The 21,483-nt window shown below is 56.9% G+C and carries 19 protein-coding genes and 1 pseudogene; 11 read left to right on the forward strand and 9 right to left on the reverse strand.

Annotated features, from left to right (window positions below; genetic code table 11):
* Position 1 precedes the first annotated feature (1 nt).
* From ACP15U_RS14180 to ACP15U_RS14190, 3 genes are all read left to right on the forward strand, one after another.
* Positions 2–844, forward strand: coding sequence for an ABC transporter permease subunit (locus tag ACP15U_RS14180; RefSeq protein ID WP_425045805.1), 843 nt, complete (start codon positions 2–4; stop codon positions 842–844).
* Between the two features lie 59 nt (positions 845–903).
* Positions 904–1,491, forward strand: a complete 588-nt coding sequence (locus ACP15U_RS14185; RefSeq protein ID WP_425045806.1) for a TetR/AcrR family transcriptional regulator — start codon at positions 904–906, stop codon at positions 1,489–1,491.
* A 120-nt stretch (positions 1,492–1,611) separates the two neighbouring features.
* The gene (locus ACP15U_RS14190; protein WP_425045807.1) at positions 1,612–2,391 is read left to right on the forward strand and encodes a class I SAM-dependent methyltransferase; all 780 of its coding nucleotides are present in this window, start codon (positions 1,612–1,614) and stop codon (positions 2,389–2,391) included.
* 119 nt (positions 2,392–2,510) lie between these two features.
* On the opposite strand, the gene ACP15U_RS14195 is transcribed toward ACP15U_RS14190, so the two are convergent.
* From ACP15U_RS14195 to ACP15U_RS14210, 4 genes are read right to left on the reverse strand one after another with little or no spacing between them, the layout of a single operon-like run.
* Positions 2,511–3,890, reverse strand: a complete 1,380-nt coding sequence (locus ACP15U_RS14195) for an aminotransferase (RefSeq protein WP_425045808.1) — start codon at positions 3,888–3,890, stop codon at positions 2,511–2,513.
* A 13-nt stretch (positions 3,891–3,903) separates the two neighbouring features.
* A complete protein-coding gene (locus ACP15U_RS14200; protein ID WP_425045809.1) occupies positions 3,904–5,082 on the reverse strand; it encodes an aminomethyltransferase family protein in 1,179 nt (392 codons plus the stop codon).
* The gene (locus tag ACP15U_RS14205; protein WP_425045810.1) at positions 5,079–6,611 is read right to left on the reverse strand and encodes a phytoene desaturase family protein; all 1,533 of its coding nucleotides are present in this window, start codon (positions 6,609–6,611) and stop codon (positions 5,079–5,081) included. Before ACP15U_RS14205 ends, ACP15U_RS14200 begins: the two co-directional genes overlap by 4 nt.
* Positions 6,608–8,245 carry a phytoene desaturase family protein gene (locus ACP15U_RS14210; RefSeq protein WP_425045811.1) on the reverse strand — a complete coding sequence of 546 codons (1,638 nt, stop codon included), beginning with the start codon at positions 8,243–8,245 and terminating at the stop codon, positions 6,608–6,610. The genes ACP15U_RS14205 and ACP15U_RS14210 overlap by 4 nt, the downstream gene beginning before the upstream one ends.
* 131 nt (positions 8,246–8,376) lie before the next feature.
* Here ACP15U_RS14210 and ACP15U_RS14215 point away from each other — a divergent pair, with 131 nt between their 5' ends.
* The 6 genes from ACP15U_RS14215 to ACP15U_RS14240 all read left to right on the forward strand — a co-directional run bounded on the left by ACP15U_RS14215 (position 8,377) and on the right by ACP15U_RS14240 (position 14,934).
* Entirely contained in the window at positions 8,377–9,021 is a 645-nt protein-coding gene (locus tag ACP15U_RS14215) for a TetR family transcriptional regulator C-terminal domain-containing protein (RefSeq protein ID WP_425045812.1), read from the forward strand.
* Positions 9,022–9,048: 27 nt separating this feature from the next.
* Positions 9,049–10,404: an MATE family efflux transporter gene (locus tag ACP15U_RS14220; RefSeq protein WP_425045813.1), complete on the forward strand. Its 1,356-nt coding sequence runs from the start codon at positions 9,049–9,051 to the stop codon at positions 10,402–10,404.
* A gap of 159 nt (positions 10,405–10,563) precedes the next feature.
* A complete protein-coding gene (locus ACP15U_RS14225; protein ID WP_425045966.1) occupies positions 10,564–12,207 on the forward strand; it encodes a sulfatase-like hydrolase/transferase in 1,644 nt (547 codons plus the stop codon).
* Between the two features lie 323 nt (positions 12,208–12,530).
* Positions 12,531–12,935: an SxtJ family membrane protein gene (locus ACP15U_RS14230; protein WP_425045814.1), complete on the forward strand. Its 405-nt coding sequence runs from the start codon at positions 12,531–12,533 to the stop codon at positions 12,933–12,935.
* 9 nt (positions 12,936–12,944) lie between these two features.
* Positions 12,945–13,097 carry a DUF5989 family protein gene (locus ACP15U_RS14235; RefSeq protein ID WP_425045815.1) on the forward strand — a complete coding sequence of 51 codons (153 nt, stop codon included), beginning with the start codon at positions 12,945–12,947 and terminating at the stop codon, positions 13,095–13,097.
* 1 nt (position 13,098) lies between these two features.
* A complete protein-coding gene (locus ACP15U_RS14240; protein ID WP_425045816.1) occupies positions 13,099–14,934 on the forward strand; it encodes a carbamoyltransferase family protein in 1,836 nt (611 codons plus the stop codon).
* A 24-nt stretch (positions 14,935–14,958) separates the two neighbouring features.
* Here ACP15U_RS14240 and ACP15U_RS14245 read toward each other — a convergent pair whose 3' ends face one another.
* The 5 genes and pseudogenes from ACP15U_RS14245 to ACP15U_RS14265 form a co-directional block, all read right to left on the reverse strand.
* Positions 14,959–15,420, reverse strand: a complete 462-nt coding sequence (locus ACP15U_RS14245) for a DUF411 domain-containing protein (RefSeq protein WP_425045967.1) — start codon at positions 15,418–15,420, stop codon at positions 14,959–14,961.
* A gap of 157 nt (positions 15,421–15,577) precedes the next feature.
* The gene (locus tag ACP15U_RS14250) at positions 15,578–16,957 is read right to left on the reverse strand and encodes a multicopper oxidase family protein (RefSeq protein ID WP_425045817.1); all 1,380 of its coding nucleotides are present in this window, start codon (positions 16,955–16,957) and stop codon (positions 15,578–15,580) included.
* Positions 16,954–17,847, reverse strand: a complete 894-nt coding sequence (locus ACP15U_RS14255) for a c-type cytochrome (protein WP_425045818.1) — start codon at positions 17,845–17,847, stop codon at positions 16,954–16,956. Before ACP15U_RS14255 ends, ACP15U_RS14250 begins: the two co-directional genes overlap by 4 nt.
* A 2-nt stretch (positions 17,848–17,849) precedes the next feature.
* Positions 17,850–18,407: a c-type cytochrome gene (locus ACP15U_RS14260; protein WP_425045819.1), complete on the reverse strand. Its 558-nt coding sequence runs from the start codon at positions 18,405–18,407 to the stop codon at positions 17,850–17,852.
* Positions 18,408–19,190: 783 nt separating this feature from the next.
* Positions 19,191–19,879: pseudogene (locus ACP15U_RS14265) on the reverse strand (amidohydrolase family protein).
* 196 nt (positions 19,880–20,075) lie between these two features.
* Between ACP15U_RS14265 and ACP15U_RS14270 the strand changes: the two are divergent.
* Both ACP15U_RS14270 and ACP15U_RS14275 read left to right on the forward strand, forming a co-directional pair.
* The gene (locus ACP15U_RS14270; RefSeq protein ID WP_425045820.1) at positions 20,076–20,774 is read left to right on the forward strand and encodes a helix-turn-helix domain-containing protein; all 699 of its coding nucleotides are present in this window, start codon (positions 20,076–20,078) and stop codon (positions 20,772–20,774) included.
* Positions 20,775–21,009: 235 nt separating this feature from the next.
* Entirely contained in the window at positions 21,010–21,279 is a 270-nt protein-coding gene (locus ACP15U_RS14275; protein ID WP_425045821.1) for a potassium channel family protein, read from the forward strand.
* Positions 21,280–21,483 lie beyond the last annotated feature (204 nt).

A 21,483-nucleotide genomic window follows, 5' to 3' on the forward strand; every position in this document is an offset into this window, starting at 1 on the left:
CATGTACGGAAAACGATCCGGCTTTCTGACCGTGATGCTCACCCTCGGTTTGGCATTCTTCTACGTGCCAATGATCCTTCTGGTGGTCTATTCGTTCAACTATTCCAAACTGGTTCCGGTTTGGGGTGGCTGGTCGCTGCGCTGGTATGAAGTTCTGTTCCAGTCCGAAGAAGTCTGGCGAGCAGTTGCGCTCAGCCTTCAGATCGCCGTCGTGAACGCGACCTTTGCGACACTGCTCGGTACGCTGGCGGGCCTTGCAATGGTGCGCTTTGGCCGGTTCCGGGGGCGGACCCTTTTCGGGGGAATGCTGGTGGCACCGCTGGTGATGCCAGAGGTAATCACCGGGCTTTCGTTGCTGGTTTTCTTTATTTCGCTCAATCAGTTGACCGGTTGGCCGGCCGAGCGCGGTTTCACCACGATCACCATTGCGCACATCACGTTTTCAATGGCCTATGTGGCTGTGACCATCCAGGCGCGGCTGACCGGCATGGGGCAATCGCTTGAGGAGGCAGCGGCGGATCTGGGCGCCAAACCCTTCAAGGTGTTGACTGCGATCACCATACCGCAACTTACACCGGCGCTGGTATCGGGCTGGTTGCTGGCATTTACCCTGTCGCTGGACGATCTGGTCATTGCGAGTTTCGTCACCGGACCGGGGGCGAACACCTTGCCAATTCTGATTTTTTCACGCATTCGGCTTGGATTGCGACCGGACATCAATGCACTTGCGACAATTATGATTCTCGTTATTGCCGTCTGCGTTGCGATTGCCGCTATTTTGATGTTCCGCCAGCATAAGGCGGACCTTCTGGATCAGCAGATTGCTGAGCGAGGGGAGGAATGATTTTGGAAGCCAATGAACTTCAAAGAAAAAGACGTAACGAACCGCGTGAGGTTCGGCGCATGCAGCTCATCATGGCTGCAATCGATTCCATTTCAAAGCGGGGTTTTTCGGATACGACACTCAAACATGTGACGGAAACCGCAAAGCTGTCGCACGGCGTTGTGAATTACCACTTCGACAGCAAGGAGGCGCTGTATGACGCAACCTTGGGGTTTCTGGCGCGGGAACACTATGAAAACTGGATGAAGTATCTTGATCGGGCCGCCCCGACTGCGGCGCATCGGCTCGCAGCAATAATCGAAGCGGATTTCGACAAGAGAGTCTGTACACACAAGCGGCTGGCGGTCTGGTTTGCTTTCTGGGGGCAGGCCAAGTACCGGCCCAATTATATCAAGATCCACAATAAGTACGACAATGAACGCTACGAACGGATCGCCGACCTGTGCGGCGAACTCATTTCCGACGGTGGCTATGATGATCTCGATGTCGAACGCACCGCACGCAGTGTCGAAGCTCTGTCCGACGGATCCTGGCTTAGCCTGATGCTTTATCCGAAACTGGCGGATCGGGTAGAATACCGGGATGTGTGCCTCCATGCCTTGACCCGTTTTTTCCCCAGACACTTCCCGCTTGAAGTTTCAGCTTGAGCCCGGGCGTGTCTGAGCGGGGTTCCGGGAGGTAAGAACAACCTGTGCCCTCCTGCAGCATTGGGCATGCCGCATGATTCTGGGCAAATGGTCGAAAGCAAATAAATTCAGGGAGGTCGAATGTCCGAAGAAATCCTTTATGACGATCAAGCCGTCGGTTTTCTGGAAGAGCTCTGGGGTGAGGGGTTTCTTTCGCCCGGCGGGCCTGAAGAAGTTGCCAAGGTCGTTCAAGGCGTCGAACTCAAGGGAAAGAAAATCCTCGACATCGGTTGCGGCTCTGGGGCGATTGCGGTTCTTTTTGCAAAAGTGTTCGAGGCGGCCAAAGTTGTCGGGATCGATGTCGAAGCCCCGGTTTGCGAAGTTGCGCGGCGGCGTGTGGCCAAGGCCGGACTCGAAGGCACGGTTGAAATCATTCAGGTCACACCGGGACCGATGCCCTTTGATGACGAAGTGTTTGACGTCGTGTTTTCAAAGGACTCGATAATCCATATCCCCGACAAGGTCTCCTTGGCAGCCGAAGTGTTTCGCGTTCTGAAACCCGGCGGAATGTTTGCTGCGTCAGACTGGTTGACCAACCATGATGGCGAAATGTCCCCAGAGATGGCACATTACGTGAAAATGGAAGACCTCGAGTTCCAGATGGCCTCACCGGCCAAGTATCGCAGCGCAATGGAAGCGGCGGGGTTCGAGCAGGTCGAACTGGTCGACCGAAACCCGTGGTATTCAGAAGTATCCGCTGCCGAGTTGGCTGAGTTGACCGGACCCAATCGCAGCGGTTGGGCGGAGCGTCATGGCGAAGAATTCATCGCCCACCAAATCGAGATCTGGAGCGCAATGCAGCCCGTTCTGAAGTCAGGCGAACACTGCCCGCATCATATTCGCGGACGTAAACCGGAGTAGGCCGCCAAGATAGGTGCGGGCGGCCCCATCGATTGGCCGTCAGTCATTTGATCGGGCAGATCATGGCCGCTGGGATCCGTGCGCCAGCAAGTTTCAGCGGCCGTCGCGCCCTTCAGGTGTCAAATGCTGTAGCCTGCGCTCACCTTGGTCATCCCGGCCTCCATGATGTCGAACATCTCGTCTATCTGCGCGGCGCTGATGATCAATGGTGGCGAAAACACTGCCATATTCCCGAACGGGCGCAAAAGCAGCCCGAGCTCTTCGCAGGCATCATCTAGCAGCTGTCCGAATTTCAGGTGCTCTTCGTAGCTGTCAGTCTTCAACCCGGGCTGGCACTCGATGCACCCAAGCAATCCGTCGCCACGTATGTCACCGACGATCGGAAACTTGTCCTTGATCCGTTGAAGGCGCGCCTGAAATTGTGGGGTGACCCGCCGGACATGGCCGAGTATGTCCTCGCGCTCCATGATCTCGATGTTCTTGATGGCTGCCGCACAGCTCACGGGATGGCCGGAGTATGTGTAGCCATTGTAAAAAACATCATCCCCAGGAGCGTCCGAAATACGCTGCATGACAGCGTCCGAAATGATGCAGGCGCCCAAAGGCAGATATCCGGATGTCAGGCCCTTGGCGCTGGTGATCATGTCGGGGACGATGCCGTAGACTTCCTCCGAGGCAAACCAGTGACCCAGTCTTCCAAAACCGGTCACGACCTCATCCGATATGTATAGTATGTCATTCGCACGGCAGATCTCGAGCGTGCGCTTGTGGTAGCCCGGCGGGGGAACGATGACCCCACCCGAGCACAAGATCGGCTCCGCAATGAACGCGGCAATGCGCTCGGCACCCACTTCGGCGATCAGGTTTTCCAGATCGGCAACCTTGGCATCGCACCATGCCTCGAGACTCATTCCGGCCGGGCGATGATAGGGGTTCACATCGGGAAGAAAGCGCACAAGATCCTGCGCCTTTTCAAACCGCGTTTCAAATCGCTCCTTGCCGGTGACTGTTGCAGCAAGAAAAGTTGACCCGTGGTATCCCTTTTCCCGGCCAATAACGATCTTCTTGTCGGGTCGGCCAAGCCGGTTGTTCATGAACAACGCAGTTCGCAGGGCTGTATCAACTGCCGTCGAACCGCCGGTGGTGAAATGCACCGTGTTGAGGTCTCCCGGCGCCCGCTCTGCGATCATGCGGGCCAAAATTGCAGCAGGCTCTGTCGTGAACGACCATGGCGACGCATAGGGCATCTGCATGACCTGAGCCGCAATAGTGTCGGCCATTTCCTGTCGCCCGTATCCAATCTGAGTGCACCACATGCCGCCGGGTCCGTCGATGTAGCGTTTTCCCTTGGAATCCCAGAGATAGATTCCGTCGCCGGTATTGACGCGCATGTATTCGTCGGTTCCGAAACCTTTCATTCCGGCCCACGGGTGAAGGTGATGATCCCGATCCCAATCGATCAGATCTCCGTCGGTGGGCGTATTGCCAAGTGAGTTCAAGTTAGTTCCTCCATCAGGTTCGGGCTGGTGGTGTTGCCCGGGCGCGTGGTGGTGCATAGAATGCCGATTTAACGGGATTCAGGCGGGCCATTCTGGTCGTCCATTTGCCTTCTTCTAGTGTATAGATTTCCGCAGAAAGCCGGGTCGGGGATGCGCTGGCGTAGGGCATTCGCACATGAGCCAGAGCGATGTTGCGCTTGGCGGTTGGCGACCAGACCCCGGATGTGATGTGTCCGACTTCCCGCTTGCGGCGGTTGTATATCAACGCCCCCTGAGCGGGTTTGAAGCCTTCAACATCGACCCGCATCAACAGAGATCTGGGCTGGTCGCGCCGTTTCAGCAGCGATCGGCGCCCGTTGAAATGGCCCTTCTGAAAGTCTACCAACCAGCCAAGTCCGAGTTCGAAGGGCGTCTGACCCCGATGCAAGCGTTCGGTGGCGTGGACGGGTTGGAAATCCACCCCGGCGGTCAGAAAACCGGCCTCGATCCGGGCGATGTTGACGGCCTCATAACCGATGGCACGCAGCCCCTTGTGTGCGCCGCCGGCCCAGATTCGATCCCAGAGCGGTTCGGCATGATCCCCCCCGCACCAAAGTTCATACCCCAGATCACCGGTGAAACCTGTTCTTGAAATCGTCAAACCCGGCTCAATCTCTGTCAGGTCAAAGGGCTTCAACCCACCGACGTCCAACCCCGCCGCCTCGAGAACGGCGAAAGATGTTGGCCCTTGCAGAGCGAGGCCCGCGATGCTGTGGCTTTCGTCCTGAACGATGACATCAAAACCGGCGGCAGCGTCCAGAAGCCAGTTCAGCATTGGTTCTTGGCAGCACAAGCGCCAAGTCCCATCGGTGAGATGGAACAAGGTCCCGTCGTCAATCACCATACCTTCTTCGTCGCACCAAACCGTATAGCCAACCCGCCCGACGCCGATCTTTCCCACGTCGCGGGTGACGAGGCGGTTCAGCATCTCGACCCGCTCCGGACCACTCACCCGGTATTTGTGCATCGGAGAGATATCCAGCAGCGCGGACTGATTGCGCAGGGCGAAATACTCAAACTCCACACTGTCGAGGGTCGTCGGCGCGGCATAGCCAGCCCAGTCGTACCATCCATGAGCGCGGTTTTGTTCTTCCAGTTTCCGGTGGAATGGTCCGGGGATCAGCCCAAGCTTGGGGTCGGTAAAGATGCTCATCGTTGACCCTCCAACGCCGCCAACGCCGCGTTTCTCCCCGCCAGCCCCATGACGTCGCCGCCTGGATGGGTCGTTGCGCCGCACAGGAACAGACCTTTTGGCCCCATCGCATAGCGGCCAATTCCATTGGCCGGGCGCAGCGTCAACAATTGATCCAGTGACATTTCGGCATGATGCCAATGGCCTCCGGGGGCGCCAGTCGCGGTTTCAATGAGGTCAGGAGTGATGACCTGCCGGTCTTTGACCAGATCGGAGAGGCCGGGCAGGGTGCGGTTCAATGTCTCCAGCGTAAGGCGGCCGAGGCGGTCTTGCTTCGCGTCCGTCCAGCCGCCCTCGATATCGGAGGGGGCGTATTGAACGATTGTAGACAACCAGTGCGACCCGTCGGATGAAACCGTTCGAACAGCCTCGATCACAGGAGCGTCCGACATTTCACGGTATTTCGCCGGGTTGAATGCTGTTTCCACGTATTCTGCCGACGGTGCGTACACCAGGCGGGATCCCGACAAATCAGCTGGCAGACCGGGTAGGGGGGCACCGTCCGGGAGCTTGAAGTTCACCTTGGCGGTCGTTCCGCGTGCCCGGATGTTACGGATACGACGAGATGCTTCGATGTCGAACATGCCCGTCCCAGTCAATCGGAATGTTTGTTGCGGAGCGATGCTGCTGAGGACCAGAGGCGCCCGTACCGTCTCACCGGTTGTCAGCTCAATGCCCGAAACGGAATCTCCTGTAGTCAGGATTCTCGATATCGTTGAGTCCGGCATCAGGACACAATCTGAGTCACTTGCAGCTTTGGCTAGAAGGTCAGTCACGGCGGACATCCCACCGTGGGGCAAAGAAACAATTCCGCCATGCCCCAACCGATAGATCAGGTTGAACACGGTTCCGGGGGATCTCGGGCCGGCCGCTGCACCTCGCACGGCATCGGCCGCAAGAAGCCCGGCGATCTGACCATCGGGCAATTCATCCAGGATCAGGTCGTAGACATTGGACAACAAGATTTGCAGGAACCGCCGCATCTTTGGTTTGCCCAGTCTTTTCAGACCCAAACCCAGTTTCGCCAACCGAAGAAGCTGGCTTAGCCCGTCGCGCGAGACCAAAGCGTGTGAACCGCCTGGTGGCGGTGCTTCGGCCAGTTGCCGCAGAAGTTCACCGTAACTGACAAGGCTATCCAACAGTGTTTTCAGAGCCTGAGACTCCGGGAGGGTGTTTCCGTCGATCGAACTGGCGCGCGACCCGTCAACGACGATGTGCTGACCGTTATCGGATAATGAAACGGTTGCAACCGTTTGCCCTGAGAAAGCCGCATCTTGGCTGCTCAGCCCGATGTCCTTGAGGACGCGTGGGCTCAAATTGTAAAGAGAGTGGGCAAGCGGTGGGCCGCCATTCAAGGAATACGCGGCCATTCCCCCGAAATGGTCGGCTTGTTCAACAATGCAGACACTCATGCCGCGCCGCGCCAGAATGGTCCCGGCGACCAGACCGTTGACGCCGCCGCCAACGACAATCGCATCATAGCGGCTCATGCTGCATACCCCGTCATTCGGCCGTGCTTGGTCTCGCGGCGCAGGATCGCGCGGGCCGCATTCGCTCCTGGAGCGCCCATTACGCCGCCGCCTGGATGGGCAGAGGATCCGCAAATGTAGAGCCCCTTGACCGGCAGTTCATACTGCGACCATCCCGGAACTGGCCGGTTGAAAAAGAGCTGGTCAAAAGTCAGTTCGCCCTGAAAGATATTGCCTTCTGTCAGGCCGACCTCGTTTTCGATTTCCAAAGGCGAGCGGACTTCCATATGGACCACGCGGTCCCGAATATCAGGGCAGGCAACAGTCATCTGATCCAGCACAGACTCTGACAGGGCCTTGCGTTGCGTAGTGCTCCAGTTGTCAGCGGACCTGACCCCGTTGAGCTCCAAGTCGTAAGGGGCATATTGCACGAATACGGTCATCATATGCGCCCCGGACGGGGCCATCGTCGGGTCGATCTGGCTGGGGATGAGCATGTCGACATAGGGCTTTTTTGACCATCGACCGGCTTTCCAGTCGTCATAGGCCCTTTCGAGCTCGAACAGGCTTTCGGATACATGCAGATCGCCCCGGAGAAAGCTTGCATGCTGTGGTGCCGCAGCAAAATCCGGAAACCTGTCAAGAGCGATGTTGAGCTTTGCGGAAGATCCCCGGATCTTGAAATTCTTCACAGCCTTTGTGAAATCTTCGGGCAATTCGGATTGCTCAATGTGATGCAGAACCGTCCGTTTGATATCCATGTTGGAGGCAACGACCGGAGCGTGAAACACCTTGCCATCCTCCAGCGCCACGCCCTGTACGCGGCCGTTCGTGCTGAGAATTTTTTCGACACCCGCGCCGGTGTGGATCGTCCCACCGTGGTCCTTAAAGGATGCAGCGATGGCATTGGAAATGGCTCCCATGCCGCCGCGTGCAAAACCCCAGGCACCAATGCCGCCGTCAATGTCACCCATGTAGTGATGCAAAAGAACGTAGGCTGTTCCGGGAGAGTAGACACCAAGACCAGTGCCAATGATCCCGGAGCCGGCGAGGTGAGCCTTGATCAGATCGTTTTCGAAATGCTCGTCCAGAAAATCGCCGATGGACATCGTCCAGAACCGCAGAGTTTCGCCGAGTTCCCGGCTACCGAGGTCATGCGCCTTTTTGACCAGATAGGCCATTTCCGAAAGGTCGCGCGGGCGCAGGGATGTGGGGTCCGGGGCATCGCGTAGCAGGAATGGACGAATGAACCGGCACTGCCGCATGATGGCTTGGGAATAGTTTTGATAGGCATCGGCATCGCGGGGAGAATGCCGCGTCATTTCACGCCTGAGCGCGTTATGGTCCGAGTAGTATGCGAAGTAGTCGCCGTCGCGGGTGAAACTTGCACCGCCCTCGTACGGGATGACCTGAAGCCCGTATTTGGGCAGGTCAAGATCCCGCGCGATCTCGCGCCTGAGCAACGAACAGACATATGAGCAGTTCGAGTAAGTCCAGCCTTCGTGCAATGACCGGCTGACGGCGGCGCCTCCGATCCAATCGTTCTTTTCAACCACAAGCACACGAAGCCCCGCACGGGCCAGATAGGCGGCGGTGGTCAGCCCGTTGTGGCCGGCACCAGCCACGATCACGTCATATGTATCTTGATGTGTCAAAACCCTGTTCCTTTGCCATTGGTTTACAGAGCCTATCTCGTTCCGTAAAGTTTATTTGAGCGCTCAAATAAATTTTGAACCGTTGACGCTGGTTTTCTGCAACCTGTAGATGGCGAAGCAGGCAGGAGGGTATGAACTTGGCCGAGGCAGAACAGCGACGCCCCAGAAAAGAACGCAAAGGCAACGCCGATCGCCGTCGGCGGCAACTTCTTGATGCGGCCCGTCGTTCGATTGTGGCGCACGGGCTGGCAAGAACGACGCTTGCGACCGTGGCGAACGAAGCCGGGCTTTCGCAAGGCGTTGCGGTTTTCTATTTCAAGTCCAAGGCAGGGCTTTTGACGGAAACCCTGCGGGATCTCTACCAGCGCTACGAAGATCACTGGATGGCGGCGCTTGAAAATGCGGGCGCAGCACCGGGCGGCAGGTTGAAGGCGTTGATAAGGGCGGACTTTCATCCAGATGCCTGTGGAGCCGACGTGCTGCCTATCTGGTTCGCTTTCTGGGGCGAACTGCGATCGCAGGAACAATATCACGAGGTTGCTGAGCATTTTGAAATACGCAGGCGCGAAACCTTGCTGCGCATTTGGCAGGATCTGCTACCCGAACAGGACGCCTTGTCGGCGAGCCAGATGGCAGAGTGGATGGAAACCTTGACCGACGGCTACTGGCAACGGCTTCATCTGGCACCCGGGAGCCTTGACAGAGCGGCAGCAGAAGCGGCCGCGTGGGGGTGTCTGGTTCGTCTGGTGCCCGAATTGCTTGCCGAGACGGCATAAAGAGCGGAAGAAACCGGGCGCAATCTGATGACGAACAAGCAGACGGAATTGTCGGGCCGGTTATCCTTGGGTGGGGTCAAACGCGAAACTCGTGATCTCGCCCGTCTCGGCTTTCCCATCGTGATATCCCTTGCCGCGGCAACCATGATCGGTGTTGTGGATACCGTGATGGTTGCCCCGCTCGGAACATTGCCCCTGGCAGCGGTGTCAATCACAACCTCGGTGCTGATCATATTTTATTCGGCCCTATACGGATTCGTGTCTGTGATCGGTGTCCGCATGGCCAGGGCATTTGGCGAAGGAAGCGGCGATGCCCTGTCCGTAGCGACCTGGGCCGGGGTCGCGGTCTCAGTTGGGCTCGGCTTGTTGGGAACAGCTGCAATGCTGGCGCTGAAGCCTGCACTTGGTTGGATCGGACAGCCACCGGAGGTTGTCGACCTTATCGGCGGATATTGGACTGCAATGAGCCTTTTGCTGGTCCCTTTTACAGTCTTCTACGCCCTGAAGGCCCTCTTTGATGCAATAGACAGGCCATGGCTTGGCGTTGGGCTGGCGTTTCTGGCGGTTGGCCTGAACATTCCGGCCAACTTCGTCCTAATCCACGGCCTTGGAGACTGGCCGGGCTTTGGCCTTTTGGGCGCGGGTCTGGCGAGCCTTTTGTCCGAAGTCGTTTCTCTGATTGGTGCCGTTGCCATTCTGATTTTGATGCGGCGAAACGGGAGTGGGGTGATGCTCGCATTGCCCCGTTGGGGCGAGGTCCGAATCCAGTTGAAGGAAGGTTCGGTCATTTCGTTTGGATATGTGGCAGAGGGCGCGGCCTATTCGGTGGCTGGATTAATGATGGGGTGGTTCAGTGCCGAGGCGCTTGCCGCGCATCGGATTGTGTCTGCGGCAAGCGATGTTTTGTACATGGTGCCGATGGGCGTTTCCATTGCCGTGTCGATCCGAGTGGCTCAGACCATTGGTGGCGACGAACGGGAGAAACTGACGGAGATCGGCTTGGCGTCACTGTTGGTCATCGTCTCTTGGATGAGCCTTGTTGTGGTAATGATCCTCGTTGGCCGTGAGCCTGTATCAGCAAGCCTGTCATCGGACCCAAAGGTTGTATCTCTTGCAGTCTCCATGTTTCTGGTGATCGCTGCAATGCAGATTGCCGATGGCATTCAGGGAACCATGCTGGGGGCGTCTCGCGGTATGATGGATAACCGTGTGCCAGTTGTGATTACGCTTGTTGCTTATTGGGTGGTGGCATTGCCAATCGGGTATGCGCTGGGGTTCAATTTCGGGTTTGGGCCCAACGGCATCTGGATTGGATATGGCATTGGTCTTGCCATGGCGGCTGCGGCATTGACTTACCGGTTTTTTGGCAAGGCGCGCGTCTAAACTTTTCCGCTGTGAGAACGGAGCGGTGCCGGGCGCGCGGGTTCGCGGAAACCACCCTGCAGGTGTCAGATCAGGCTTAAGTCTCAGCTCCGCTTGTGCCAAGTTCACGATCGGAGGAGGCACTCAATGAATGCAGAACCGAACAATTCGGGCGACGGGATCAACATTTTGTTCATCATGTATGACCAGCTTCGTCACGATTATCTGAGCTGTGCCGGTCATCCACACCTGCACACGCCAAACTTTGATCGGGTCGCCGCAAAGGGAGTGCGGTTCACCAACACCTATGTGCAATCGCCTATCTGCGGCGCATCCCGGATGAGCTTTTACACCGGCCGCTATGCCTCTTCGCATGGGGCGCAGTGGAACGGGTTCCCGCTGCGGGTTGGCGAGCAGACGCTGGGGGATCACCTGCGGCGAGAAGGTATGGATTGCTGGCTGATCGGAAAGACCCACATGAAAGCCGATGCCGAGGGAATGGAGCGGCTGGGCTTGAGCCCCGACAGCGTGATCGGCGCTAGGCAGGCCGAATGCGGCTTTGATACTTGGATCCGGGATGACGGGCTCTGGGCTGAAGGGCCGGACGGGTTCTATGACGAGAAACGGTCTCCCTACAACGAGTATCTAAAGTCAAAAGGATACCCGTCGGAAAATCCGTGGTCGGATTTTGCCAATGCCGGGATCGACGCCGAAGGCGACCTAGCTTCAGGTTGGATGTTCGCGAATGCAGACAAACCTGCCAACATTCGAGAGCCGGACAGCGAAACTCCTTGGCTGACGCGCGAGACAATCGCCTTTATCGAGCAGGCCAAGGGGCCGTGGTGTGCACATGTCAGCTATATCAAGCCGCATTGGCCCTATATCGTCCCGGCTCCCTATCACGACATGTACGGACCGAACCATGTGCCGCAACCTGTTCGGCATGACGTGGAACGCGAAGAACCGCACCCAGTTTTCGGGGCCTATATGAAGAACCGGATTGCTCAGGCCTTTCAACGTGAAGACGTGCGCAAAAAAGTTATCCCGGCGTATATGGGCCTAATCAAGCAATGCGATGATCAGCTTGGTGTATTGCTGGACTTTCTCGAGCAAACCGGGCGCATGCAGAGTACAATGATTGTCCTGACTTCGGATCACGGCGACTATCTGGGAGATCACTGGCTTGGGGAAAAGGACCTTTTTCACGAGCCCAGCGTCAAAATCCCTCTGATTATTTATGATCCTAGACGCGAGGCAGATAACACGCGTGGCACCACCTGCGAGGCACTCGTCGAATCCGTGGACCTTGCCGCGACATTCGTCGAAGCCGCTGGCGGCATGGTTCCCGACCACATTATCGAAGGGCGATCCTTGCTGCCTTGGCTCAGCGGGGAGAAGCCCGAGTGGCGGAGTTTTGCGATCAGTGAGTATGACTACTCGGCGACACCGCAATGTGTTGCACTTGGGTTGGAGCCACGCGACGCACGGCTCTTCATGGTGTTCGACGGGCGTTACAAACTGATCCACGCCGAAGGTGGGTTCCGACCGATGCTATTCGATCTGGCCAAGGACCCCGAAGAGTTTCACGATCTGGCAAAAGGAACCGCACATCAGGCCGAGATCAGCCGGCTTTATGACCAGCTCGCACAATGGGGGCGGCGACTGGCGCAGCGGGTGACCCGGTCAGAGGACGACATCAGGGCAACGCGTGGCAAGTCGCTACGACGTGGTATTCTCCCGTTTCTCTACGATGGTTCCGAAGTGCCCGAAGAGTTAACGAACAAGTATCGCGGCTCGGCTCCACACGACTACTCGACTGAGTAAAAACGATAGGTCGAACTTCAGCGGGCAGATGGATTGGATCCATGATTCTAAGTCGAAAGCTGTCGGGAGCGGCACATTTTGTGAACAATCAGGGTCAGCGCGCGACATTGGTGCGTCTTTAGCGGGTCGGTTTCGCTGCTCAGCCTCTTCGTTGTGAAGCCGACGGGGCGAGCGAACAGATGTAGGAAACCCTGCCTGCAATGGGTTTTTATTGTCAATAATGCATCACGGAAACCGGGGTTTGGACCCATTGGCAACCTTGACCTGCAGTCAGGGACAATGAACTGTCAGAAAGCAGTTCGCAGCGGGGGCGGAGAAGAACAGTGGCGGTGGATAAGGCGACAATCGATGTCAAGATGGGGTCAGAACGGAGTTTTGGCTTCGTCTTTGCTGCGGTCTTTGCGATTATCGCAATTTACCCGGTGTTGCACGGCAACCCTCTGCGCGTCTGGGCGCTTGGAATTTCCGCCGTTTTCCTCGCCATCACGTTTTTGCGCCCGCAAGTGTTCGCCACACCCAATCGGCTCTGGTTCAAGTTCGGTCTATTGCTGGGGGCAATCGTGTCTCCGATTGTGATGGCAGGGGTATTTTTCCTGGTGGTTACGCCGATTGGCCTTGTCATGTCGCTGTTCCGCAAGGATCCGCTGGGCACCCACCCGGATCCCGAAGCACAATCCTATTGGGTCCAGCGGGAAACGCCGCTGCAACCCTTCCAACGTCAGTTTTAGGTAATTTCAATGTTGTCGCTTGTCTCTGAACTCTGGTCTTTCATGAAAGTCCGCAAGAAATTCTGGCTTGTGCCAATCCTTGTGGTTCTTGGTCTGTTTGGTGTCCTGATCGTCTTGGCGCAAGGCTCAGCTGTGGCTCCGTTCATTTACACGTTGTTCTAAGATGACCTTCATCCTAGGCATATCGGCCTTCTACCATGACAGCGCCGCGGCTTTGTTGCGCGATGGTGAGATCATGGCGGCAGCGCAGGAAGAGCGCTTTACCCGAAAAAAGCACGACCCCGGATTTCCCCAGCGCGCGATCGAATATGTGCTGGACGAGGCTGGGATCGACTTCGGTGATGTCGACACGGTGGTGTTTTACGACAAGCCGTTGCTCAAGTTTGAACGCCTTCTGGAAACCTACATTGGCAACGCGCCGAGAGGATTTGCATCGTTCCGTCGGGCCATTCCGGTCTGGCTTCGGGAAAAGCTCTTTCTCAAGGATTTCTTGTTCAAGGAGCTGCGCAAACTCGACAAGGGCTTTAAGGCCGATCAACTGGCCTTTTCCGAGCACCATTTCAGCCATGCTGCCAGCGCATTCTATCCGTCTCCGTTTGACGAGGCGGTAGTACTGACACTGGATGGGGTCGGCGAATGGGCCACCACCAGTGTTGCAATCGGGCGTGGTAACAAGCTGACCATCGAAAAAGAGCTGCATTTCCCGCATTCTCTGGGTCTGCTCTATTCCGCTTTCACCTATTACACCGGTTTCAAGGTCAACAGCGGTGAATACAAGTTGATGGGCCTCGCGCCGTATGGAGAGCCGATCTACCGCGACCTGATTCTCGACAAGATTGTGGACCTGAAAGAGGATGGCACGTTCCGTCTGGATCAGGATTATTTCAACTACATGACCGGTTTGACGATGACGAACCGGAAGTTTTCGGACCTGTTCGGTGAACCGGTGCGGCGTCCGGACGAGGACGACCTGACCCAGTTTCACATGGATGTAGCTGCATCGATCCAAGCAGTGACCGAAGAGTCCGTGTTGCGCATGGCGAGGTCTTTGGCAGCCGAATACAAGATCCCCAATCTCTGCCTCGCCGGTGGTGTCGCGCTCAACTGTGTTGCCAATGGAAAAATGCTGCGCGACGGCGCCTTTGAAAACATCTGGGTTCAGCCCGCATCCGGGGACGCAGGTGGCGCGCTGGGCGCGGCGCAGGCGATGTGGCACCACGAAATGGAAAAGCCGCGCAAGGCAGTCCCGAATGATGCCATGAAGGGGGCCTATCTGGGTCCAAGCTACAATGACGATGCAATCGCGGCCGAACTCACGGCCTGTGGTGCGGTACTGGAAACCGTCGACACGGATACAATGATTGCGACGACAGCCGATGCCCTTGCCGACGGGCAGGCGATCGGCTGGTTTCAGGGCCGGATGGAATTCGGTCCCCGGGCATTGGGTGGACGTTCGATTCTGGGCGATCCCCGTTCAGATGAAACCCAGCGCGTTCTGAACCTCAAGGTCAAGTATCGCGAAAGCTTCCGTCCGTTCGCGCCTTCGGTGTTGCGGGAACATGTTTCGGACTGGTTCGAGCACGATGGCGACAGCCCCTACATGCTGATGGTCGCGGATGTCGTCGACAAACGGCGGGTAGAGATGAATGAGGAGCAAAAGCAGCTCTTTGGTATCGACAAGCTCAATATCCGTCGCTCGGACGTCCCCGCGATTACCCATGTCGATTATTCGGCCCGACTGCAGACAGTGCACAAAGAAACGAACCCGCTCTATCACGCGGTGATCTCGGCTTTTCACGAACGCACCGGTTGCCCTCTGGTCGTGAATACCTCGTTCAACGTGAGAGGAGAGCCCATCGTCTGCTCTCCGACGGACGCATTTCACTGCTTCATGGGTACCGAACTGGATCTGCTGGTTGTCGGGAACACGATCATGCGAAAGGCCGACCAACCCGAAGCATTGATTTCCGACTACAAGGACAAGTACGAACTGGACTGATCGGCAGGTTCAGAACAATCGTTGTCAGGCTGCCTCGTAGTGGGTGAAAATTTCTGGCGGCCCATCCTTGCGGATCAGATAGACCGTGTAAGCCTCGCGTTCGCTTTCCGGCCCCATCCCGGGCGACCCGTAAGGCATGTCCGGCACGGCCAGCCCCACCGCGTCCGGCTGTTCCTGCAGCAGGCGTCGGATATCAGCGGGCGGCACATGCCCTTCGATCATGTAGCCGTCGATCTTGCCGGTGTGACACGAGGTCATTTTCTGGGGAATGCCATTGTCGAACTTGTAGCGGAACAGGGCCGTTCCGGTACTATTCTCCATTGTAACGTCAAAGCCGTCCTGTTTCAGGATGTCTATCCAAGCACTGCAACAACCGCAATTTGGATCCTTGAGAACGTGGATGGAGGGCTGCGACGCGGCCAGAGATTGTGTCGCTACGTTTGCCGCAATTACGCCAATTCCTGCCAAAACCGTCCGGCGGTTCATACACATCGGGTTCATTTTTCCTCCAATGGTTTTCCGGTGCTCGCCCGGTCGTTCGCGGTGAGTTTGAGCGGAGCCTCTCACAGCGCTCTCCTGTCTCACCATGATTAATGTCAAGTCTTTGCAGTATCAGCCCGCCAGCACGCGTGTCGGGTGCTGATTATCCAACCCTGAGCCACGTTTTCATCCCCGCGGTCTGATGAGACAGCATATGGCAGTGAAACAGCCAGTCACCGGGGTTGTCTGCGACGAAGACTATCTCGCGACTCTGAGAGCGATCTACCAATAGCGTATCCCGCAACGGGCCGTAGGTCCCGTCTGGGCGCAGCTCGCGAAAATGGTGCCCATGCAGATGCATAGCATGAGGAAACGCAGTTTCGTTCTTTAAGGACATCTGCACTGTTTCGCCCAGAGATACTTCGGCGAACGGGGCGTCAGGCAGTCCGGCAACCCCGTTCAGAGTCCAAACCTGACCATTCTCGACGAGCTCTCTCATACCCATCATTTGGCCTTTGTATATACCTTCACGCAGACCACCCATTGCCCCGCCTTCCATCGTCATCGGCAATTGCCTTGTGACTGCATCTACGGTGGCCTTTTCGACAGGATTGGGCGGGAGGGGCACTGGCGCCTGACGACGGGAACGGGACTGATCTCCGGTAACTGTGAACTCGGCCAGCACGTAACCCTTGTCCCCTTCCTGCTGCAGGATCATTGCCGTGTCCGGTGCCTCGGTGGTAACGTCAGCAAAAACATCGGCCCGCTGGGCCGGAGCAAGCACGATACCATTCAGTGGTTGCGGCGTTTCCAGAGGCATGCCGTCCAAGGCCATCACCCAGCCTTCCATACCCCTCAGGCGCAGCCGCAAGATCCGGTCCGTGCTAGGATTTATGAACCGAACCCGCAGACGGTCATTGCGACTGAGCGATGTCACCTTTGGGATCATTTCGATGTGGACATAGTTTCCCAGTCGCCCGGCGTGGGACAGATCGTGCATCTGATTAAAGCTGTCGTGGATTTGCGCCGTATCAGTCATGCGCCAGTCATCGACCATGACAATGAGATCATGGTCGACATCGCCTTCTTGAGGTTCATTCACAATCAGAGGGCCATACAGGCCTCGGGCGACCTGCTCAGCAGATTGGTTGTGTGAATGATACCAGAATGTCCCGGCATCCGGCATCCGGCAGTCATATTCGAACTGGCCGCCGGTCGGCACTGCGTCCTGAGTAATGCCGGGAACTCCGTCCATCGCGTTTTCGACACGCACTCCGTGCCAGTGAACGGCAGTGGGCTGCGGGAGCTCATTGACCAGCCTGCGCCGCAGACGCTGGCCTTGGGTCAGCTGAATCAACGGACCGGGAACGCCGCCATCATAGCCCCAGATTGCGGTTTCGGGGTATTCCGACGGCGCAAGCCGGGCAAAACCCTCGCGCGCGGTCAGAATGGTCATCTGGCCCGAGGTGCCGGCCATCGCCGGAACGGCGGCCAAGGCAGCGATACCGCCCAACATTTCACGACGTGTCACATTCAAGGTCAATTTTCGGACTCCTCGTCCAACAGATAGGTGGCGATGGCTCGGCGGTCCAGTTCGGTCAGGTATTGGGTGCCATGGAGGACAACCTCTCCCATGGGTCCACCAAACGCATCTCCGTCGACGGTAACACCGGTTTGCAGAGCATAGGCGATATCTTCTTTGGCCCAGTTGCGCGACCGGAGGCCTTTGGGATCGATCCGGGGTGCTTTTCCCTCTCCCGGGATCGCGGCGTTTCCCATTAGCCGGGCGTTGGCCTTACGCGCGCCGACCAGATTGCGCGGTGTATGGCAGGCCCCGCAATGCGCGGCCCCTTCCACAAGCGCCCGGCCGCGATTCCATTCGCTGCTTTTGCCTTTCACGGGTTCGGTAGCGGGAGTTCGGAGAAAGGCCGCACGCCAGAATTTGAGACCCCATCGTTGGTTGAATGGGAACCGCATCGCGTTAGACCGCGAGGCCTGAGCAACCGGTGGCACCGTTTGGAACGCGGCCCAGAGGTCAGCCACATCCTGATCAGAGAAGTTGGCGTAGAACGGGTATGGGAAGGCGGGATAATAGGGCTCTCCGTCTGGCGAGATGCCCTGCCGAACTGCCTTGGCAAAACTGCTTAGATCCCAATCGCCGATGCCGTGTTCAGGATCAGTGGTCAGGTTGGGGGCAAACAGGGTTCCGAATGGCGTCGGCAAATCGGGCCCGCCCGCCAATGGCGGCCCGCCAGCGGCGAAATCCGTGTGGCAAGCAATACAGCCACTGGCCCGGGCCAGATACGCGCCCCTTTGTGCGTCACCGGCCATCACGACGTTAGCCTCGTGCCCAATTGGCCAAGTGGCAGCGGCGACCATCACGATGCCGCCAGCCAGCGCAGTCAATCCCGCCAGCCTAAACAGGCGTGGCATATTCATTCTTTCCGAAAGCGTGTGTGGCAGGCCGAGCAGGTCTGGCTCATCAGGGTAAAAACACGGTCTGCGGGCATCTGCGCAAGTGTCTGTATGTCATTCACGGACGCAGTATCGGCGCTTGCCGTCCCCATCATCGAAGTTCCCATCATAGAACTTTGGCTTGAGGCGGGATCCTCCTTCGAGAACCCATTGGCAGACGCAGCGGCCAGTCCGTCTGCCAATTCTTCGAGGCGAAGTGCCAAATCGACAAAGGCTTGCCAATCTTCCCATATCGAAGGGAGTGCTTCGGATGGCCCGTGCACCGATCCTTCGGGAAACAGCGTCAGCAAGGGTTGACCGGCATGCTTTCCAATATCTTGTGCGGCCTTCTTGATTGTTGCGCTGTCATAGGCCGTCTGCCCTTTCATCATCGGGGCAATGACCTTCACGGCGTCTTTCATGACGTCCATGCCATCCATGCGCTCCTTAACGACGCCGGTTGCTCCGCTGTGCGCCACGGCCATCGCCGCGATGACCGACGCCGCGGTGGCGCCAGAGAAAAGTCGTGCGAACTTCATGGGTTGTTTCCTCTGTTTCGGGATCTGATAGCTAAAGTGCCAAATCAGACCAGAAAACGTGGAGGCGGTGGGTCAAGGTCAGGCATTGTGCCTGACGGTCGTAGATTTCGGCCGTCGTGGCACAATTCTCCGCGGTGCATCTCAACCGGCTCGAATTTCTGGCCACCGGGAATAATCAGGGAAATGCAGGCGATACCGCCTAGACAATGCTCGAAGGCCGCATTTGCTCTTTCGAAGACGACAACCGTGGACGCTTGCGGTTCACCAGCATGCGCGTCATGTGCACGGGCATCCTTTGGAGCAAACATCACGAACGCGGCACCGAGTATCAGCGCTGTAACAAGGAAAGTTATTCGTCGCGACAAAGCCATGCGTGATTGTGTGCGCTCGTTGATCAGAGAGTTCGATTTGTCCGTCAGCATAGCGTTAAGAGCTATCGAAGTCAGGTCACGATATGGCGAAACCTGACGTGTCCGCAAGCAAGCGTTGGCGGGGCAAAGGACGCGAACATTTTCTTCGGCAGACGCATTCAGTCGGCAATTCGGATGACGATCCAGCCCGTCTGCGTTAGATCAATAACTTGGTTTCACTCCAATTGGTTGACCCCTGTGTATGCGGAAGACGTATTCTGGGGTTGAAGCGCCAGAATCGGAAAGCCCGTCATTGCGGGAACTCAAAATGAGACTGACAGTGACCCTGCCCCAATTGGGCGCAGGATTACTTTGGGTATTAGATTTCGTTTTTTTAGATCACGCCATCTTTGATGATCAGGTCGAAATGTTCTTACGGATTTCCAATAAGTTCGATGTCTTCTAGGGGATATCCGTCCACAAGTAAGATGTCCGCATAAGCCCCTTCTTGAATGACGCCGAGCGGACCTTCTTGGTATGGGCGACGTGGGCCACTGAGCTCTAGCAGGCGCGCGTTTTCCGAGGTCGCGATCTTGAACGCCTGATAGGGCGACATCCAGGTACCCATTCTCACGAGATAGAGACTCTGTTGCCACGCCTTGGAAGGATCCATGAGCTGGTCAGTTCCGAAGGCAAGGTTCACGCCGAGTTCGACTGCCAGGGGATAGAGCGAATTGACCGCGACCATCACCTGTTTCCATTTTGCGGCGCTTACCGGGCTGGCCCAGACCATATCGTCTTCGAACATCGCCTGGGGACGGAGCCAAGCGCCTTTTTCTTTCACCAGTTCCAGTGTTTCCGCGATGCAAAGAAACCGTTCTCGATGGACGAGCGTACCCCACGGTCGGTCATGATATGCGCGAGGACGTAAGTGTTGAAGTTTGCGGCCTCTTCGACCACGGCTCGAATTTCGTCGACCGAGTATTCGCTGACGTCCAGCGGATCGAATTGGGATGATACGCCCCCTCCGGTGGTGATTTTAATCTGCGAGGCCCCAAACTTGAGGATTTCACGCGTTCTCCTGCGGATTTCGGGCGCGCCGTCCGACACCATCGCCATCATATTTCGCTCCCAGTAACTCAGTTCCGAGCCCGGGTTGCGAGGGTTTTCAAGAATTTGGCGAGGAGTGGGCTTCGTAGACACCCGGATATACAGATTGAAGCTGGCCCCAAAAACACTGGTCCGAACAGCGCAGAATAGCGCGAGTGCTCACTTTTCAGTGCCCGTTACCGGTGCCGAGTGTTGGTCGGTGAACGGGATGGCTCTGAAGCCCATTGCGATCTTTAAAAATAGGAACACCAATGAAACAGAGGTTTTGGCCGAGCACCGGGACCCGATCTGTGGTCGTTTCCCTTTGCCGCTGTTCCTTGCCAAGTTTCGCCAGCTGACCGGGCGAGAGTTTACAACCGGGAACTCTCCGACTCTCTGCTGTGAACTGTCTCCACTGACACATCAGGCGCTGGTTCGCCGTCTGGAAGAGGTCATCCTGTTCGCGCCGAACTGGGACAAAAATCGAATGCAGGGCGCTATTGCAGATGCGCTTGCTCAAGCCGTCGCGGTAACATCGGACTTCGAGAGGGAATGTGAATCGATCTCTCTACTCAAAATGCGAAGGTTGGTCACCGAAGCACGCGAAATCGCGTCAGCGCACCCAACAGGCGCAGTTTCGATGTCCATGCTGTGCCGCGAAACCGGCGTTACAGCGCCGACATTGATCAAGGCGTTCAGAAGCATAACGGGCAAAAACTCGTCAAAGTACTTTGCGCTCCAGCGCCTCTCGCGAGTTCATGAAATGCTGTCCAAAGGTGGACACGCCCGCAGTGCTGAAAAAGCCTCATCGCTTGCGAATGGTTTCAATGACCTCGGTCGCTTCGGATCCTTGTTTCGGAGCGTCTATGGCGTGTTGCCCTCCGAGTTTCCACGGGGTGACAGCGAATCCAACGAGGCAATGCGGTAACAGCCCTTTCGATTTGCTCTCAAATGGCCGAGCCCCCTAAACGTGTCCGAAGTCTTTCCGCGCTCCAGACCAGTGACTTGCGTTCGCGTCAGCAGGTTTTGGCGGCTTTTATCTTCGTCATAGATCGCTAGTTTCTGGTCCATACATCGACATACCGGAGGTGACCTCGATGATTGCACTGTATTTGAATGTTTTTCGCCTTTTGAAGGCGATAGCGCGATCTTGGGAAAACCACATGTTTCGAGGCGCGCTATTTCTCGCAATTCTGCTCTTGTTGTCTGGCACACTCTTTTATCGAAGCGTCGAAGGTTGGTCCTGGGTGGATGCTTTGTATTTCAGCGCAACCACGATCTCGACAGTTGGATTGGGAGACCTGTCTCCGTCAACGGGCATCGGCAAGATCTTCACGGTTCTTTATATCTTTGTGGGTGTCGGCGTCTTCGTGGCGCTGTTTGCGCAGTTTACCAAGGCCCTTCTCAGGGACTACGGCGAAGAAGAGCAGTAAGATGGAAGGTGACGTTCGCCAGTACTTTTCTTGACCAATGAACGGAAAGGGAGCGCATCCGCCTTGGACACAGACCGGACTACTACCGCAGCCTATTCGGATTTCGGTTCTGTGTGGCTTATCCAACCTTTGCAGCAGGGCAGAGAGCACGACGCAATTGAATGACTGCACTGCGGGCGAAGCCGGTACCGCAACGAATTGATT

It is taken from the genome of Primorskyibacter sp. S87 (assembly GCF_049801055.1).
Taxonomy (GTDB): Bacteria; Pseudomonadota; Alphaproteobacteria; order Rhodobacterales; family Rhodobacteraceae; genus JBNAGF01.

What these genes read in the sequence shown, in the direction of transcription:
- ACP15U_RS14190 (WP_425045807.1), top strand. Translation starts at nt 1,612, where the DNA reads ATGTCCGAAGAAATCCTTTATGACGATCAAGCCGTCGGTTTTCTGGAA.
- ACP15U_RS14200 (WP_425045809.1), bottom strand. Translation starts at nt 5,082, where the DNA reads ATGAGCATCTTTACCGACCCCAAGCTTGGGCTGATCCCCGGACCATTC.
- ACP15U_RS14180 (WP_425045805.1), top strand. Translation starts at nt 2, where the DNA reads ATGTACGGAAAACGATCCGGCTTTCTGACCGTGATGCTCACCCTCGGT.
- ACP15U_RS14240 (WP_425045816.1), top strand. Translation starts at nt 13,099, where the DNA reads ATGACCTTCATCCTAGGCATATCGGCCTTCTACCATGACAGCGCCGCG.
- ACP15U_RS14270 (WP_425045820.1), top strand. Translation starts at nt 20,076, where the DNA reads ATGGCTCTGAAGCCCATTGCGATCTTTAAAAATAGGAACACCAATGAA.
- ACP15U_RS14275 (WP_425045821.1), top strand. Translation starts at nt 21,010, where the DNA reads ATGTTTCGAGGCGCGCTATTTCTCGCAATTCTGCTCTTGTTGTCTGGC.
- ACP15U_RS14260 (WP_425045819.1), bottom strand. Translation starts at nt 18,407, where the DNA reads ATGAAGTTCGCACGACTTTTCTCTGGCGCCACCGCGGCGTCGGTCATC.
- ACP15U_RS14185 (WP_425045806.1), top strand. Translation starts at nt 904, where the DNA reads ATGCAGCTCATCATGGCTGCAATCGATTCCATTTCAAAGCGGGGTTTT.
- ACP15U_RS14245 (WP_425045967.1), bottom strand. Translation starts at nt 15,420, where the DNA reads ATGAACCGCCGGACGGTTTTGGCAGGAATTGGCGTAATTGCGGCAAAC.
- ACP15U_RS14235 (WP_425045815.1), top strand. Translation starts at nt 12,945, where the DNA reads ATGTTGTCGCTTGTCTCTGAACTCTGGTCTTTCATGAAAGTCCGCAAG.
- ACP15U_RS14215 (WP_425045812.1), top strand. Translation starts at nt 8,377, where the DNA reads ATGAACTTGGCCGAGGCAGAACAGCGACGCCCCAGAAAAGAACGCAAA.
- ACP15U_RS14255 (WP_425045818.1), bottom strand. Translation starts at nt 17,847, where the DNA reads ATGCCACGCCTGTTTAGGCTGGCGGGATTGACTGCGCTGGCTGGCGGC.
- ACP15U_RS14220 (WP_425045813.1), top strand. Translation starts at nt 9,049, where the DNA reads ATGACGAACAAGCAGACGGAATTGTCGGGCCGGTTATCCTTGGGTGGG.
- ACP15U_RS14205 (WP_425045810.1), bottom strand. Translation starts at nt 6,611, where the DNA reads ATGAGCCGCTATGATGCGATTGTCGTTGGCGGCGGCGTCAACGGTCTG.